Source organism: Chromobacterium sp. Panama, from assembly GCF_003052555.1.
Classification (GTDB): Bacteria; Pseudomonadota; Gammaproteobacteria; order Burkholderiales; family Chromobacteriaceae; genus Chromobacterium.
Map to the genome: position 1 here is coordinate 1 of NZ_QARX01000013.1, position 521 is coordinate 521.

Sequence of the window (521 nt, forward strand, 5' to 3'; positions counted from 1 at the left end):
CAACCACACCGTCAAGGCGCGGAACTGGACCGTCACCGGGCCGGACCAGCTGCAAGCGGAGCACCCGGCCTACCCCAAAACCCTGCTCAAGGAAGCGCTGCGGATCAAATTGAGCCAGGGGCCTCAGGGCTCGCTCTCGCAGTGGAGCGGCATGCCTTACACCTTGTTCGCCGCCGGCATGCCGGTGGGGCAAGGCGTGCTGGACGCCAGCGGCTCGCTGGCGCTGGAACACGCGCCCACCACCAGCGACTATGTGCTGCAACTGGCCAACGGCAAAAGCCTGAAACTGCCGGTGGTGTCCGAATACCGCAATCCGGCAAGCGGCCAGACCGCGCGCGGCGGCCTGCAACGCCACTTCGCCCAGCTGATCGCGCCGCTATCCCCGCGCGCCAGCCGCGCCACGCAAAACTTCCGCGACCATTACCAAACCCTGAGCGGTGGCTCCGCCGCCCCAGGCAAGGGGGACCCGACATGAGCACCACCTACGAACCGCCGGTGATCACCATCCCGATGCGATTCAA

Annotated in this window: 1 pseudogene; it reads left to right on the plus strand. The window is 67.0% G+C overall.

The features are described 5' to 3' along the window. Positions 1 to 475: pseudogene (locus tag DB032_RS24310) on the plus strand (hypothetical protein); the annotation flags it as partial. Positions 476 to 521 lie beyond the last annotated feature (46 nt).